Genomic DNA, 14,287 nt, shown 5'->3' with positions numbered 1-14,287 from the left:
GTGTGTCGTGTTCCCATGCTCGTAGATTCCCATTGCCACCTCGACCGTCTCGACCTGAGCGCCCACCAGGGCTCTCTCGACGCCGCCCTGCAGGCGGCCCGTGAGCGCGGGGTAGGGCACTTCCTGTGCATCGGCGTGAGCGCCGAGAATGCCGGCGCGGTCAAGGCGCTGAGCGAGCGCTATGCCGACGTGGACTGCTCGGTGGGCGTGCACCCGCTCGACCTGGCGCCCGGCGAGACGCCGGCCCTGGAGTGGCTGCTGCGCGAACTGGCCCACCCGCATGTGGTGGCCATTGGCGAGACCGGGCTGGACTACCACTACGAGCCGGAGGCCGCCGAGTTGCAGCAGGCCTCGTTCCGCCTGCATCTGGAGGCTTCGCGGCAGACCGGCAAGCCGGTCATCGTGCATACCCGGGCGGCCCGCGAGGACACCCTGGCGCTGCTGCGCGAGGCCAGCCTGCCCCAGGCCGGGGTGCTGCACTGCTTCACCGAGGACTGGCCGATGGCCAGGGCCGCGCTGGACCTGGGCTACTACATCTCGCTGTCCGGCATCGTCACCTTCCGCAATGCCGACGCCCTGCGCGAGGTGGCCCGGCAGGTGCCGGTGGATCGCCTGCTGGTGGAGACCGATTCGCCGTACCTGGCGCCGATCCCGCATCGCGGCAAGCCGAACCTGCCGCAGTATGTGCGAGAAGTGGCCGAGTATGTGGCGTCGCTGCGCGGGGTGAGCTACGAGCAGTTGGCTGGGCAGACGACCAGCAACTTCAAGCGACTGTTCCCGCTGGCAAGAGTGGCCTGAAGTCGCTGCGCCGAACCTTCCGAGCCGGGCAAAAAAAACCCGGGTTCTGGGGGGGGAATCCGGGTTAAGACCATTAGGAGTAAAACAAAGGCACACGGTCCCTGGGCACCTTTATCGACGCGCCACTTGGGGGGGATGCGCCGCGCCAACACTTCAAGTATTGGTCAGGATTGGCGCCTCGCCAGCGGCGATTGATCGTTTTTTAAACAGATTTGGAATACGATCGCAGCCCCTTGCGCGTTCAGTGCATGGCAATCTGTCCTACCTGCCGCAGTACTTCGTCGATCAGGCGGTGGTCGGTATAGAAATGTGGGGAAAACCGTACCCCAGGGCCGCGTACTGCGCAAATTACTCCGTTATTGCTCAGGGCCCGATAAATGTCGGCGTTGGCATGGCCGTCCAGGCTGAAACTGACGATGCCGGCCCGCCGTGAAGGATCGCCCGGGCTGTGCAACTGCGCACCAGGGATGGCCGTGAGCCCTCGATACAGCTGCTCGATCCGCTGCGCCAACTGTTCGGCGACCACCGTCATGCCGACATCCTCCAGCAGCGACAGGCTGGCCTCCAGCGCGCAGGCGCCGAGCATGTTCGGGCTGCCGCACTCGAAGCGCCGCGCACTGCGCGCCGGTTGCCACTGGCGGCGTTCGAAGTCGCCAAGGTGTTCGAGCATGTGCCAACCATAGGCATGCAGCGTCAACTGCCGACGCAGCTCGCTACGGCAATAGAACACCCCCAGCCCCTCGGGGCCGAGCATCCACTTGTGGCCGTCGGCCATGGCGAAGTCGCATTGGTAGTGCTGCACATCGAAGGGCAGGGCGCCGACCTGCTGGATCGCATCGACGCAGAACAGCACGCCGCGCTGGCGGCAGGCGGCGCCCAGGCGTGCCAGGTCCAGGCGCAGGCCGCTGGCGAACTGCACGGCGCTGACCGACAGCAAGCGCGTTCGCGGGCCGCAGGCGGCGATCAGCGCCGCTTCCGGATCGGCGACGGCCAGGCTTGCCTCGACCACTTCGACCCCGCGATCAGCCAGGGCCTGCCAGACCACGCGGTTGGAGGGGAATTCCTCGTCGCTGATGACGACCTGGTCGCCGGGCCGCCAGTCCAGGCCAAAGGCCACCAGCGACAGCGCCTGGGAGGTGTTGCCCACCAGGGCGATGTCGCCGATGGTGGGCGCATTCAGCAGGCGTGCCAGGCGTTCGCGCAGGCGGCGCTCGGTGGCCAGCCAGGCGGGATATTCGTGGGCGCCCAGGCGGACGTTATCCTGGGCGAAGCGCGCCACGGCCTCGGCGGTCCGACGCGGCCAGGGGGCGATCGCCGCGTGATTCAGGTAGCACAGGCCCGGCGCCTGCTCGAACTCATCAAGAAACACAGACATGGTTGGAAGATCCGTGCAATTTGCCGCCAGTTAGGCATAATAATCCGCTTCGATTGTCATCCCAGTCCTTCTTTATGCAGAAAGAACCTCGCAAGGTCCGTGAGTTTCGCCGTCGCGAACAAGAGATCCTCGACACGGCGCTCAAGCTGTTTCTCGAACAGGGTGAAGACAGCGTCACCGTCGAGATGATCGCCGACGCCGTCGGTATCGGCAAAGGCACGATCTACAAGCACTTCAAGTCCAAGGCGGAAATCTACCTGCGCCTGATGCTCGACTACGAGCGCGACCTGAATGAGCTGTTGCATTCGGCTGACGTCGACCGCGACAAGGAAGCCCTGTCGCGTGCCTACTTCGAGTTCCGCATGCGCGACCCGCAGCGCTACCGGTTGTTCGACCGCCTGGAAGAGAAGGTGGTCAAGGGCAATCAGGTGCCGGAAATGGTCGAGCAGCTACACAGCATCCGCGCCTCCAACTTCGATCGCCTCACCCAGCTGATCAAGGGGCGCATCAGCGAGGGCAAGCTCGAGGACGTGCCGCCGTACTTCCACTACTGCGCGGCCTGGGCGCTGGTCCATGGCGCGGTGGCGCTCTACCACTCGCCGTTCTGGAGCAATGTGCTCGAAGATCAGGAAGGTTTCTTCCAGTTCCTCATGGACATCGGCGTGCGCATGGGCAACAAGCGCAAGCGCGACCCGGAAGCCTCGAACTAAAGCCGTCCAAGGCGCGCCCGTCGAGTCTTCGGCGGGCGCGTTGCATCCAGGCTTCGACGGGAAGGCTTGCAAAAACCTGATTTTTGAGTCAGGTTTTGCCCGCCAGAATCTTCCACGCCGGAGTCATCCATGATCGTCGATCGTCAAGGCAGGCGCTTTCGCAACCTGCGCGTCAGCCTGACTGCTGCCTGCAACTATGCCTGCACCTACTGCGTGCCCGATGGCAAGCGCCTGGTGGCGGCGCAGGACGAGCTCACGGCGGATGCCCTGGCCCGGGGCGTGGCCTACCTGGTGGAGGCGGCCGGGGTCGAACGGCTGCGCATCACTGGCGGCGAGCCGCTGGTCAGCCCGCGACTGGAAGCCTTTCTCGGCGCGGTGGCGGGCCTGGGGCTGGACGACATCAGCCTGACCACTAACGGTCAGTTACTCGCCCGCAAGCTGCCGCTGCTGCGTGATGCCGGTATCCGCCGGCTCAATGTTTCCCTCGATACCCTCGACGCCAGTGCCTTTCGCCGGATCGCCCGGGGCGGCGACCTGGCCAGCGTCCTGGCGGGCATGGCGCAGGCCAGTGCTGCGGGCATGGCGATCAAGGTCAACATGGTGCCCATGCGCGGACAGAACCTCGATCAGGTGCTGCCACTGCTCGACTACTGCCTCGAACGGGGCTACGAGCTGCGCTTCATCGAGCTGATGCGCATGGGCCACCTGGCGCGCGACGCAAATGCCTTCCTGCAGCAGTTCGTTGGCCTGGAGCAACTGCTGGCGCTGATCGGCGAGTCGTACAGCTATGAGCAGGCGCCGCGCCCGCTGGATGCCACGGCCCTGCGCTACCGCATTCCCGGCAGGGGGCATTTCGGCGTGATCGCCAACGAGAGCGTGCCGTTCTGCCGCAGCTGTTCGCGCCTGCGCTTGTCGTCCACCGGCTGGCTGCATGGCTGCCTGTCGTCGAGCAATCGTCACTTTGTCGGCGACCTGCTGGACAAGCCCCGACATCAGGCGCTCCCGGCATTGCAGAGGCTGCTGGTGAGGGCCCTGGCGGACAAGCAGGACGTGGCGTTCTCTGGCGATGTGATGGTGATGAAGGTAATCGGCGGCTGACTCTGGCGCAAAAGCTGCATCCTGCGGCTATTCGCCGGTTTTTCGTCACCGGTTTCTGGAGGAAAGATGCGTAGCCTGGTCTTGCTGCTGGCGCTGATGGCGTTGGGCGGCTGCATGAATGTCAGCGATATGGGGGAGGGCGTCCGTTACCACATGAGTGATGCGGGCTTGCTGGACCATAGCGACACCACCCGTACCCTGTCGATCCGCCTGCAGCCGGACTCGTTCATCTTCATCGGCCAGGGCGCATTCGTGCCGCCGGGCAAGGGGCCGCTGCCACGGCAGAACGCAGTCGCCGAGGAGGCCTTCAAAAGCTTCGTCGAGTACTTCCCGCTGGTGCGTCGCGCCCAGGGGCCGCTGGGTCTGGAAGACGCGATCGCCGAGGCCCGCGCGGTGGGTGCCGACTATGTGCTCTACACCCGTTTCGCCCGCACCGACGATCGCATCGGCAACGGTGACGAGTGGTATGACGAGCAGGCTGTCGATCGCCTGGGTTGGGACCGTGGCGTGGTGCAGATGATGCTGATCGAGACCAGCACGCGCTACCTGATCGACACCGCGCGTATCAAGAGTCGCGGCGGTTTGTTGACGTTCCACGACAACACGCCACAGGATTTGCTTGCCGCGCCGATGCGCGAGTACGCTCGTAGCCTTCTGGGCATGAGCAACTGAGCGAGCGTGTCATGAGCGATTCCGGCAAGGCCAACGATCTGCTGGCGCAGATCCCCGCGCACAAGGGGCTGCCCCCGGTACACCTGTGGAACCCGGACTTCTGCGGTGACATCGACATGCGGATCGCCCGGGACGGGACCTGGTACTACCTGGGGACGCCGATCGGTCGCAAGCCGATGGTGCGGTTGTTCTCTACCATCATTCGGCGTGAGGGGGACGACTACTTCCTGGTTACGCCGGTGGAGAAGGTCGGGATCCGGGTCGATGACGCACCATTTGTCGCCGTGCTACTGGATGTCGAGGGCAGCGGGGAGCAGCAGGTGCTGCGGTTTACCAGCAATGTCGACGATCAGGTCGAGGCTGGGCCGGGCCATCCGCTGCGGGTGGAGCTCGATCCGGTTACCGATGAACCCTCTCCTTACCTGTTGATGCGTGGAAACCTTGAAGCGCTGGTGCATCGCAATGTGTTCTATCAGTTGGTGGAACTGGCGGTTTCCCGGGAGATCGACGGGGAGGAGTGGCTTGGGGTTTGGAGTCGGGGTGAGTTTTATCTTATTGGGCGCAATGGGTAGTGGTTTTTCTGGGCTTCCATAGCCCCTTTCAAAGGCAGCTTTAATGGGTTGGCCGATTACCGATTGTGCGGTGGTTTTGTAAGTTGTATGCGCATTCATTGGCAATGTCGACGCTTGTTCGCCCGTACTGAAAGGTGAGTGAGCGGCGACAGCGCCAAAGAGTGCGCATGCGGAAATCAAAGCCCACACTCTTTGCCCGAACCCGAACCCGAACCCGAACCCGAACCCGAACCCGAACCCGAACCCGAACCCGAACCCGAACCCGAACCCGAACCCGAACCCGAACCCGAACCCCCGAAAAGCCCCCCCAGAAAAGTTGGAAAGCTTCTTGCAAAGGCAGCGCCAGTCGCCACGCAGGCGTCAAAGTTTTGCTTGAAGAGGAATCGCGGTGGATCGCACTCAGTTAATCAGCAGCGCCCGTAACAACCTGGCCGGTCTCGGTCGGGGCAACCTCGGCGTGCCGCTGCTCCTGCTGGTGATGCTGGCAATGATGATGTTGCCGATCCCGCCGTTCCTGCTCGACGTGTTCTTCACCTTCAACATCGCCCTGTCGATCGTGGTCTTGCTGGTCTGCGTCTACGCCCTGCGTCCTCTGGATTTCGCCGCGTTCCCTACCATCCTGCTGGTGGCCACGCTGCTGCGCCTGGCGCTGAACGTTGCTTCCACCCGAGTGGTCATGCTCCACGGCCAGGAAGGTCACGGCGCCGCGGGCAAGGTGATCCAGGCCTTCGGTGAAGTGGTGATCGGCGGCAATTACGTCGTCGGTGCGGTGGTGTTCGCCATCCTCATGATCATCAACTTCGTCGTGGTGACCAAGGGCGCCGGGCGCATCTCCGAGGTGAGCGCGCGCTTCACCCTCGACGCCATGCCGGGCAAGCAGATGGCCATCGACGCCGACCTCAACGCTGGCCTGATCGACCAGGCCCAGGCCAAGTCCCGTCGCGCCGAGGTCGCCCAGGAGGCCGAGTTCTACGGCTCCATGGACGGTGCCAGCAAGTTCGTCCGCGGTGACGCCATCGCCGGCCTGCTGATCCTCTTCATCAACCTCATCGGCGGCATGCTCATCGGTATGCTGCAGCACAACATGACCTTTGCCGATGCCGGCAAGGTCTATGCCCTGCTGACCATCGGTGACGGTTTGGTGGCGCAATTGCCATCGCTGCTGCTGTCCACCGCGGCCGCGATCATGGTCACCCGTGCCTCGGGCTCCGAGGACATGGGCAAGCTGATCAACCGGCAAATGTTCGACTCGCCGAAGGCCTTGGGTGTGTCGGCCGCGCTGATGATCATCATGGGCCTGGTCCCAGGCATGCCGCATGTCGCCTTCCTCAGCCTCGGCGCACTGGCCGGTGGCGGCGCTTACCTGGTATGGAAGAAACAACAGAAGGCCAAAGCCGTCGCCCAACAGGAGGCCCAGCGCCAGCAGGACCTGCTGCCATCGCCGCAGCGCGCCATGGAAACCAAGGAGCTGGGCTGGGACGACGTCACCCCCATCGACATGATCGGCCTGGAGGTCGGCTATCGCTTGATCCCGCTGGTGGACCGCAACCAGGGCGGCCAACTGCTGGCGCGGATCAAGGGCGTGCGCAAGAAACTGTCCCAGGACCTGGGTTTCCTCATGCCCACCGTGCACATTCGCGACAACCTTGACCTGCAACCCAGCGCCTATCGTCTGACCCTGATGGGCGTGATCCTGGCCGAAGCCGAGATCTACCCGGACCGGGAGCTGGCAATCAACCCCGGCCAAGTATTCGGTACCCTCAACGGCATCGCCTCGCGCGATCCGGCGTTCGGCCTGGAGGCGGTGTGGATCGATGTCGGCCAGCGCGCCCAGGCGCAGTCGCTGGGCTATACCGTGGTCGACGCCAGCACCGTGGTCGCCACCCACCTCAACCAGATCCTGCAGAAGCACTGCCACGAGCTGATCGGGCACGAGGAGGTGGTGCAGCTGCTGCAGGTGCTGGCCAAGGTCTCGCCGAAACTGGCCGAGGAGGTGGTGCCGGGTGTCATTTCCTTGTCGGGCCTGCTCAAGGTCTTGCAGGCGTTGCTCGCCGAACAGGTGCCGGTGCGTGACATCCGCAGCATTGCCGAAGCCATCGCCAACAATCCGACAAAGAGTCAAGATACCGCCGCGCTGGTGGCGTTGGTGCGGGTCGGATTGTCCCGCGCCATCGTGCAAAGCATTGTTGGCGTTGAGTCCGAGCTGCCTGTGATCACTTTGGAGCCAAGGTTGGAACAGATCTTGCTCAATAGTCTGCAAAGGGCCGGGCAGGGTCAGGAAGATGGTGTTCTTCTTGAGCCGAGCATGGCCGAAAAGCTTCAGCGCTCGTTGATCGAGGCGGCCCAGCGTCAGGAAATGCAGGGTCAGCCGGCTATCCTCCTGGTTGCCGGCCCGATCCGCGCCATGCTGTCGCGCTTCGGTCGCCTGGCAGTACCGAATTTGCATGTTTTGGCGTATCAGGAAATACCTGACAACAAGCAAGTCACCATCGTTGCCACCGTGGGCCCGAACGGCTGAGGTAGTGGGTTATGCAAGTTAAGCGTTTTTTCGCCGCCGATATGCGTCAGGCCATGAAGCTGGTCCGGGATGAGCTCGGCTCCGACGCCGCCATCATCGGCAACCGGCGCATCGCTGGCGGTGTCGAACTGACGGCTGCGCTGGACTACAAACTGTCCGCCCTGGCCCCACGCGTGCCCAATGCGGAGCTCGAGGACGAGCTACGCAAGACCCAGTCGCGCATCGTCACCGCCCAGGCCGAACTGACCGGGCGCGGCGATGCCGTCGAGGGCGGCAACCGTCAGCTGTTCGCCGGCCAGTCGCTGACCGCGTCCGAGCCGTTGATCGAAGCGCATGTGGATGAGCCTGCACCGATCGCCGCCGCAGCGCCGGCCCCGGTTGATCCGCGCCTGTTCGACGCCATGCGCTTCGAACTGACCGGTCTGCGCGAGCTGCTGGAAGTCCAGCTCGGTTCGCTCGCCTGGAGTCAGTTGCAGGGCAGCAAGCCACAGCAGGCCAACCTCTGGCGCCGCCTGCAGCGCCTGGGTCTGTCAGGCGGCTTGGCGCGCGAGCTGCTCGACCTCACTGCCGAGATCGAAGAGCCGCGTCATGCCTGGCGCATGGTCCTGGCGCACCTGGCGCGGATGATCGACATACCTGAGATCGAACCGATCGAGGAGGGCGGTGTCATCGCCATGGTCGGCCCGGCCGGCATGGGCAAGACCACCACCCTGGCCAAGCTGGCCGCGCGCTATGTACTCAAGTACGGCGCGAACAACCTGGCGCTGGTGAGCATGGACAGCTTCCGCATCGGTGCCCAGGAGCAGCTCAAGACCCTCGGGCGTATCCTCAATGTGCCGGTCACTTATGTCGATCCGGGCGAGTCGCTGGCCCAGGCGCTGGAGCCGCTGCTGCGCAAGCGCGTGGTGCTGATCGACACCGCCGGCCTGCAGGCCAGCGACCCGGCGCTGCGCATGCAGCTCGAGACCCTGGCCGGGCGCGGTATCGCCGCCAAGAATTACCTGGTGCTGGCGACCACCAGCCAGAAGCAGGTGCTCACCGCCGCCTACCACAGCTACAAACGCTGCGGCCTGGCCGGTTGCATCCTGACCAAACTCGATGAAACGGCATGCCTCGGCGAAGTGCTGAGCCTAGCCATCAGTCATGAACTACCGGTGGCCTATCTGACCGATGGGCCGCGCATTCCTGACGACCTGCAACTGCCGCGCAAGCACCAGCTGGTGAGTCGCGCGGTCAGTGTGCAGTTGCAGGACGAGCCCAGCGACGAGGCCATGGCCGACATGTTCGCTGATCTCTACCACAACCCTGGCAAGCGTGCGGGTTGAGGGTGAATACTGTGCAAAGTACCTACATCATGGGGTTGCCCGGCCGTACCGTGGCCTTGAACGTTCAGCCCCTCATGTGGCCTGGGTCCAAGCGAGACAAGGTAAAGAACAGACATGGGTAGCATGCATCCCGTACAGGTGATCGCCGTGACCGGTGGCAAAGGTGGCGTCGGCAAGACTAACGTTTCAGTGAACCTGTCTCTGGCGTTAGCCGAGCTCGGCCGCCGGGTCATGTTGCTGGACGCCGACCTGGGCCTGGCCAATGTCGACGTTCTGCTGGGGCTCACGCCCAAGCGTACCCTGGCCGATGTCATCGAGGGTCGCTGCGAGCTGCGCGATGTGCTGCTGCAGGGGCCTGGCGGTGTGCGCATCGTCCCGGCGGCTTCCGGCACCCAGAGCATGGTGCACCTGGCGCCAGCCCAACATGCCGGCCTGATCCAGGCCTTCAGCGAGATCGGCGACAACCTCGACGTGCTGGTGATCGACACCGCTGCGGGTATTGGTGACTCGGTAGTCAGCTTCGTCCGCGCCGCCCAGGAGGTGCTGCTGGTGGTGTGCGACGAGCCTACCTCGATCACCGACGCCTACGCCCTGATCAAGCTGCTCAACCGCGACTACGGGATGAATCGCTTCCGCGTGCTGGCCAACATGGCCCAGAGCCCGCAGGAAGGGCGCAACCTGTTCGCCAAGTTGACCAAGGTCACGGATCGTTTCCTTGACGTCGCCCTACAATACGTCGGTGCCGTGCCGTACGACGAATGTGTGCGCAAGGCCGTGCAGAAGCAGCGGGCTGTATACGAGGCCTTCCCGCGGTCCAAGTGCGCGCTGGCTTTCAAGGCCATTGCGCAGAAGGTCGACAGCTGGCCGCTGCCTGCCAACCCGCGCGGACACCTGGAATTCTTCGTCGAGCGCCTGGTGCAGCCCACCAGTGCAGGGCCGGTGCTATGAACGCGAGCGGTTTCAAGATGTACAGCAAGGCCGCCAAGGACGCTCAGTACGAGCTGATCGAGCGCTACGCGCCGCTGGTCAAGCGCATCGCCTACCACCTGCTGGCGCGTTTGCCGGCCAACGTCCAGGTCGAGGACCTGATCCAGGCTGGGATGATCGGCCTGCTGGAAGTGGCCAACAAGTATGACGCCAGCAAGGGCGCCAGCTTCGAAACCTACGCCGGCATCCGCATCCGCGGCGCCATGCTCGACGAAGTGCGCAAGGGCGACTGGGCACCGCGCTCGGTGCACCGCAACACGCGTATGGTCAGCGACGCGATTCGCTGTGTTGAAGCAAAGACAGGGCGCGACGCTAAAGATCACGAGGTTGCTGCCGAACTCCAATTGAGTCTCGATGATTACTACGGGATTCTGAACGACACCTTGGGCAGTCGCCTGTTCAGTTTCGACGACCTGCTGCAGGACGGCGAACACGAGGGGCTGCACGAGGACGGAGCCAGCGGCCAGCTGGAGCCATCGCGGGACCTGGAGGACGAGCGCTTCCAGGCCGCCCTGGCCGATGCGATTGCCAACCTGCCGGAGCGCGAGCGCCTGGTCCTGGCGCTGTACTACGACGAAGAGCTGAACCTCAAGGAAATCGGTGAGGTCCTGGGGGTCAGCGAATCGCGTGTCAGCCAGTTGCACAGCCAGTGCGCGGCGCGTCTGCGCAGCCGCCTGGGGGAATGGCGGGCGCGTTGAACCAGGTTTGATGCAGTCGTTTTTTTGTGGTGCCGAATTGATTGAGTGCGCGCTCGGCGCCGAGCGCGTTTAAGACTGCTTGGAGGTCTAATTGAACAAAGACATGAAAATCCTCATCGTTGACGACTTTTCGACGATGCGGCGGATCATCAAGAACCTGTTGCGTGACCTGGGTTTCACCAACGTCAAGGAGGCTGATGACGGCAACACGGCACTGCCGATGCTCACCAGCGAACACTTCGACTTCCTGGTAACCGACTGGAACATGCCGGGCATGACCGGTATCGACCTGCTGCGTGCTGTTCGCGCGGACGAGCGCCTCAAGCACCTGCCGGTACTGATGGTCACCGCAGAAGCCAAGCGCGAGCAGATCATCGAAGCTGCCCAGGCCGGCGTCAACGGCTACGTGGTCAAGCCTTTCACCGCCGTGGCGCTGAAAGAAAAGATCGAAAAGATCTTCGAACGCGTCAACGGCTGAGTCACGTCTGGGGGGCGCAATGGAGTCAACCAACAACTCTTTGGGTGAGTTCGAATCAACCCTTAAGAAGCATGCCCAGGAACTGGTCGAGAGCCTCGAGCGCGGCCGGTTCGGTGATGCGGTACAGCTGATCCACCAACTGAACCAGACCCGCGATCGCGGGCTGTATCAGGAAGTCGGCAAGCTTACTCGCGAACTGCACAGTGCAATCGTCAACTTCCAGATCGACCCGTCCATGCCGCAGGCCGAGGAAGTGTCGCAGATTACCGACGCCACTGAACGCCTCTCCTACGTGGTTCGCCTCACCGAAGGTGCGGCCAACCGCACCATGGACCTGGCAGAGGCCTGCACCCCGGTGCTCAACGACCTCGCCGCCGAGGCCCAGAGCCTGTCCGCCGATTGGCAGCGGTTCATGCGCCGTGAGGTGGCAGCGCCGGAATTCCGTGAGTTGGTCAAGCGTGTGGACAGTTTTCTGACGCACAGCGCCGAAGGTAATCAGAAGGTCGCCGGCCATCTCAACGATATCGTCCTGGCCCAGGATTATCAGGATCTCACCGGCCAGGTGATCAAACGGGTGACCGCGCTGGTCACCGAAGTCGAAAGCAATCTGCTCAAGCTCGTGCTGATGGCAAGCCAGGTCGACCGCTTTGCCGGGATCGAACATGACCACCAGCAGCTGCGCGCTGAAAAAGATCAAGAAAAACATCCGACTCGGGGTGAAGGTCCGCAGATTCATGCCGATAAGCGTGAAGACGTCGTGTCCAGCCAGGACGATGTCGACGATCTGTTGTCCAGCCTGGGTTTTTAAGGAGCACGTTTAATGAGCTTCGGCGCCGATGAAGAAATCCTCCAGGATTTCCTGGTAGAAGCCGGCGAAATCCTCGAGCAACTGTCCGAGCAATTGGTCGAGCTGGAAAGCCGGCCCGATGACGCGGACCTGCTCAATGCGATTTTCCGCGGTTTCCACACTGTAAAAGGGGGCGCCGGCTTCCTTCAGCTCAATGAGTTGGTGGAGTGCTGCCACATTGCCGAGAACGTGTTCGACATCCTGCGCAAAGGTGAGCGCCGGGTTGACGCGGAACTGATGGACGTGGTGCTCGAGGCCCTCGACACGGTCAACAGCATGTTCGGCCAGGTGCGCGAACGTACCGATGTCACGCCGGCCACGCCGGAGCTGCTGGCGGCGCTGTCGCGCTTGGCCGAGCCCGGTGGCGCCGAAGCCCCGACCCCGGTGGTCGAGGCGGCGCCCGTGGTCGAAGCCCCGGCTGCCGAGCCCGACATCACCGATACCGAGTTCGAGCAACTGCTCGACTCGCTCGATGCGGTCAAGGCTGAAGCTCAGGTTCATGAGCAACTGCAGGGTGAAGAAATCAGCGGCGGCGGTGACGAGATCACCGATGCCGAGTTCGAGTCGCTGCTCGACCAGCTGCACGGCAAGGGCCAGTTCTCGGCCGATGCCGCCGTCAGCGCGCCTGCGCCAGCCACTCCGGCCAGCGACGAGATCACCGACGATGAGTTCGAGTCGCTGCTCGACCAGTTGCACGGCAAAGGTACTTTTGCCGTCGACGCACTGCCAGGCGCCGCCGCGCCAGTGGCCAGCGCGGCACCCGCCGCGGGCGACGAGAGCATCAGCGAACACGAATTCGAGGCCCTGCTCGACCAGTTGCACGGCAAGGGCAAGTTCTCCAGTGACGCGGTCACCGCCGAGGCGCCTGCCGCCGTCGCCGCGCCTGTCGCGGCCAAGGCCGAGGTCAAGCCCGTTGCCAAGCCGGCTCCTGCGCCCGCCGCGGCACCGGCTGCGGCCGCCAAGCCTGCCGCCCCGGCTCGCGCTCCTGCGCCGGCCGCCGAGAAGCATGGCGCCAGCGAAGCGGAAACCACCGTGCGGGTCGATACCGCGCGTCTGGACGAGATCATGAACATGGTCGGCGAACTGGTGCTGGTGCGTAACCGCCTGGTGCGCCTGGGGCTCAACAGCGGCGACGAGGCCATGTCCAAGGCCGTGTCCAATCTCGACGTGGTCACCGCCGACCTGCAGACCGCGGTCATGAAGACCCGCATGCAGCCGATCAAGAAAGTCTTCGGCCGCTTCCCGCGCCTGGTTCGCGACCTGGCCCGCCAGCTCAAGAAAGAGATCAACCTGGAGCTGGTCGGTGAAGAGACCGACCTCGACAAGAACCTGGTGGAAGCCCTGGCCGACCCGTTGGTGCATTTGGTGCGCAACGCCGTTGACCACGGCGTCGAGATGCCTGACGAGCGCGAGGCCTCCGGCAAGTCGCGCATGGGCCGGGTGGTGCTGTCCGCCGAGCAGGAGGGTGACCACATCCTGCTGTCGATCTCCGACGACGGCAAGGGCATGGACCCGAGCATCCTGCGCGCCAAGGCCGTGGAAAAGGGCCTGATGGACAAGGACGCGGCCGATCGCCTGAGCGAGTCGGACTGCTACAACCTGATCTTCGCCCCGGGCTTCTCGACCAAGACCGAGATCTCCGACGTGTCCGGCCGCGGCGTCGGCATGGACGTGGTGAAGACCAAGATTTCCCAGCTCAACGGCTCGATCAACATCTTCTCGGCCAAAGGCCAGGGCTCGAAGATCGTCATCAAGGTGCCGCTGACCCTGGCGATCATGCCGACCCTGATGGTAATGCTCGGCAACCAGGCGTTCGCCTTCCCGCTGGTCAACGTCAACGAGATCTTCCACCTCGACCTGTCGCGCACCAACGTGGTCGACGGCCAGGAAGTGGTGATCGTGCGCGACAAGGCGCTGCCGCTGTTCTACCTCAAGCGCTGGCTGGTCCAGGACCACGAGCATGAGGAGCAGCACGAAGGTCATGTGGTGATCCTGTCGGTCGGTACCCAGCGCATCGGCTTCGTGGTCGACCAGTTGGTTGGCCAGGAAGAGGTGGTGATCAAGCCGCTGGGCAAGATGCTGCAGGGCACCCCGGGCATGTCCGGCGCGACCATCACCGGTGACGGCCGGATCGCGCTGATCCTCGACGTTCCGAGCATGCTCAAGCGTTACGCCGCCCGGCGTATTTGATTTCGGTGGCGCGCCCTGG

The 14,287-nt window shown here is 63.8% G+C and carries 13 protein-coding genes; 12 read left to right on the top strand and 1 reads right to left on the bottom strand.

What is annotated here, in order from left to right; translation table 11 throughout:
- Nucleotides 1-15 precede the first annotated feature (15 nt).
- A complete protein-coding gene (locus tag AC25ND_RS13325; protein ID WP_186597294.1) occupies nucleotides 16-798 on the top strand; it encodes a TatD family hydrolase in 783 nt (260 codons plus the stop codon).
- 241 nt (nucleotides 799-1,039) lie between these two features.
- Here the strand turns inward: AC25ND_RS13325 and AC25ND_RS13320 are convergent, their stop codons facing one another.
- Nucleotides 1,040-2,173 carry an aminotransferase class V-fold PLP-dependent enzyme gene (locus AC25ND_RS13320; RefSeq protein ID WP_069017527.1) on the bottom strand — a complete coding sequence of 378 codons (1,134 nt, stop codon included), beginning with the start codon at nucleotides 2,171-2,173 and terminating at the stop codon, nucleotides 1,040-1,042.
- A 74-nt stretch (nucleotides 2,174-2,247) separates the two neighbouring features.
- Here AC25ND_RS13320 and AC25ND_RS13315 point away from each other — a divergent pair, with 74 nt between their 5' ends.
- From AC25ND_RS13315 to AC25ND_RS13265, 11 genes are all read left to right on the top strand, one after another.
- The gene (locus AC25ND_RS13315; protein ID WP_028690998.1) at nucleotides 2,248-2,883 is read left to right on the top strand and encodes a TetR/AcrR family transcriptional regulator; all 636 of its coding nucleotides are present in this window, start codon (nucleotides 2,248-2,250) and stop codon (nucleotides 2,881-2,883) included.
- Between the two features lie 129 nt (nucleotides 2,884-3,012).
- Nucleotides 3,013-3,981, top strand: a complete 969-nt coding sequence (locus AC25ND_RS13310; protein ID WP_028690999.1) for a GTP 3',8-cyclase MoaA — start codon at nucleotides 3,013-3,015, stop codon at nucleotides 3,979-3,981.
- Nucleotides 3,982-4,047: 66 nt separating this feature from the next.
- Nucleotides 4,048-4,653, top strand: coding sequence for a DUF4823 domain-containing protein (locus AC25ND_RS13305; RefSeq protein WP_062361693.1), 606 nt, complete (start codon nucleotides 4,048-4,050; stop codon nucleotides 4,651-4,653).
- 11 nt (nucleotides 4,654-4,664) lie between these two features.
- On the top strand, nucleotides 4,665-5,225 hold the full coding sequence (locus AC25ND_RS13300) for a DUF1285 domain-containing protein (protein WP_062361696.1): 561 nt from the start codon (nucleotides 4,665-4,667) through the stop codon (nucleotides 5,223-5,225).
- A 388-nt stretch (nucleotides 5,226-5,613) separates the two neighbouring features.
- Nucleotides 5,614-7,743 carry a flagellar biosynthesis protein FlhA gene (gene flhA, locus AC25ND_RS13295; RefSeq protein ID WP_028691002.1) on the top strand — a complete coding sequence of 710 codons (2,130 nt, stop codon included), beginning with the start codon at nucleotides 5,614-5,616 and terminating at the stop codon, nucleotides 7,741-7,743.
- Nucleotides 7,744-7,754: 11 nt separating this feature from the next.
- Nucleotides 7,755-9,068: a flagellar biosynthesis GTPase FlhF gene (gene flhF / locus AC25ND_RS13290; RefSeq protein ID WP_028691003.1), complete on the top strand. Its 1,314-nt coding sequence runs from the start codon at nucleotides 7,755-7,757 to the stop codon at nucleotides 9,066-9,068.
- Nucleotides 9,069-9,182: 114 nt separating this feature from the next.
- A complete protein-coding gene (gene fleN / locus AC25ND_RS13285) occupies nucleotides 9,183-10,016 on the top strand; it encodes a flagellar synthesis regulator FleN (RefSeq protein WP_016393812.1) in 834 nt (277 codons plus the stop codon).
- Complete coding sequence (gene fliA / locus AC25ND_RS13280; RefSeq protein ID WP_028691004.1) at nucleotides 10,013-10,753, top strand: RNA polymerase sigma factor FliA; 741 nt, start codon at nucleotides 10,013-10,015, stop codon at nucleotides 10,751-10,753. Before fleN ends, fliA begins: the two co-directional genes overlap by 4 nt.
- A 103-nt stretch (nucleotides 10,754-10,856) precedes the next feature.
- Nucleotides 10,857-11,231: a chemotaxis response regulator CheY gene (locus AC25ND_RS13275; RefSeq protein WP_172402424.1), complete on the top strand. Its 375-nt coding sequence runs from the start codon at nucleotides 10,857-10,859 to the stop codon at nucleotides 11,229-11,231.
- Nucleotides 11,232-11,250: 19 nt separating this feature from the next.
- Nucleotides 11,251-12,039, top strand: a complete 789-nt coding sequence (locus AC25ND_RS13270) for a protein phosphatase CheZ (RefSeq protein ID WP_028691006.1) — start codon at nucleotides 11,251-11,253, stop codon at nucleotides 12,037-12,039.
- A gap of 12 nt (nucleotides 12,040-12,051) precedes the next feature.
- On the top strand, nucleotides 12,052-14,268 hold the full coding sequence (locus AC25ND_RS13265; RefSeq protein ID WP_486976387.1) for a chemotaxis protein CheA: 2,217 nt from the start codon (nucleotides 12,052-12,054) through the stop codon (nucleotides 14,266-14,268).
- The last annotated feature ends 19 nt before the right edge of the window (nucleotides 14,269-14,287 follow it).

This window comes from Pseudomonas sp. P110(2024) (assembly GCF_057480795.1).
This window is presented reverse-complemented; position numbering and strand designations above follow the sequence as displayed.

What these genes read in the sequence shown, in the direction of transcription:
- AC25ND_RS13325 (WP_186597294.1), top strand. Translation starts at nt 16, where the DNA reads ATGCTCGTAGATTCCCATTGCCACCTCGACCGTCTCGACCTGAGCGCC.
- AC25ND_RS13320 (WP_069017527.1), bottom strand. Translation starts at nt 2,173, where the DNA reads ATGTCTGTGTTTCTTGATGAGTTCGAGCAGGCGCCGGGCCTGTGCTAC.
- AC25ND_RS13315 (WP_028690998.1), top strand. Translation starts at nt 2,248, where the DNA reads ATGCAGAAAGAACCTCGCAAGGTCCGTGAGTTTCGCCGTCGCGAACAA.
- AC25ND_RS13310 (WP_028690999.1), top strand. Translation starts at nt 3,013, where the DNA reads ATGATCGTCGATCGTCAAGGCAGGCGCTTTCGCAACCTGCGCGTCAGC.
- AC25ND_RS13305 (WP_062361693.1), top strand. Translation starts at nt 4,048, where the DNA reads ATGCGTAGCCTGGTCTTGCTGCTGGCGCTGATGGCGTTGGGCGGCTGC.
- AC25ND_RS13300 (WP_062361696.1), top strand. Translation starts at nt 4,665, where the DNA reads ATGAGCGATTCCGGCAAGGCCAACGATCTGCTGGCGCAGATCCCCGCG.
- flhF (WP_028691003.1), top strand. Translation starts at nt 7,755, where the DNA reads ATGCAAGTTAAGCGTTTTTTCGCCGCCGATATGCGTCAGGCCATGAAG.
- fleN (WP_016393812.1), top strand. Translation starts at nt 9,183, where the DNA reads ATGGGTAGCATGCATCCCGTACAGGTGATCGCCGTGACCGGTGGCAAA.
- fliA (WP_028691004.1), top strand. Translation starts at nt 10,013, where the DNA reads ATGAACGCGAGCGGTTTCAAGATGTACAGCAAGGCCGCCAAGGACGCT.
- AC25ND_RS13275 (WP_172402424.1), top strand. Translation starts at nt 10,857, where the DNA reads ATGAAAATCCTCATCGTTGACGACTTTTCGACGATGCGGCGGATCATC.
- AC25ND_RS13270 (WP_028691006.1), top strand. Translation starts at nt 11,251, where the DNA reads ATGGAGTCAACCAACAACTCTTTGGGTGAGTTCGAATCAACCCTTAAG.
- AC25ND_RS13265 (WP_486976387.1), top strand. Translation starts at nt 12,052, where the DNA reads ATGAGCTTCGGCGCCGATGAAGAAATCCTCCAGGATTTCCTGGTAGAA.